The organism is Actinoallomurus acaciae (assembly GCF_042429965.1).
In the GTDB taxonomy this organism is placed as follows: Bacteria; Actinomycetota; Actinomycetes; order Streptosporangiales; family Streptosporangiaceae; genus Actinoallomurus; species Actinoallomurus acaciae.
In genome coordinates, this window is the sequence record NZ_JBHLZP010001294.1 from 1 (window position 1) to 539 (window position 539).

Consider the following 539-nt stretch of genomic DNA (forward strand, 5'->3'; position numbering starts at 1 on the left):
ATGTGGATGAGTCCGGGCCGGAAGAGCGCCAGAATAATGAGGCGGAGAACGGGAAAAAGGCGGTGGAAGAGAAGCGCGCTGCGGCATTTAACCGTTTTCTGCGTGCCGGATTTGCAGAACTGAATGCTGAAGAGCGTAATCTGATGCGTGAACTGCGGGCTCAGAGTGTAACAACGGATTCTCAGGGCGGATATACGGTGCCCACGCAGATGCGTAACAAAATCATTGACACCATGAAGGCTTATGGCGGGATTGCCAGTGTTGCGCAACTTCTGACCACATCAACCGGGCAGGATATCACCTGGTCAACGTCTGATGGCACGACTGAAGAGGGCGAACTGCTGGCGGAAAATACAGCCGCAACGGAACAGGATGTGACGTTCGGGACCGCTATTCTGGGGGCTAAAAAGCTGTCATCAAAAATAATTCGTGTGTCCAATGAGCTGCTCCAGGACAGTGGGGTGGATATTGAATCTTATCTGGCAAACCGTATTGCCCAGCGTATTGGTCGTGGAGAGGCGAAATATCTGGTTCAGGGG

General features: G+C 52.7%; 1 protein-coding gene. It reads left to right on the forward strand.

All coding sequences use genetic code 11. From position 1 onward, the window contains the following. Nucleotides 1–539, forward strand: a 539-nt coding sequence (locus tag ACFFNX_RS52145; protein WP_378213915.1) for a phage major capsid protein, incomplete at both ends; no start/stop codon positions are given.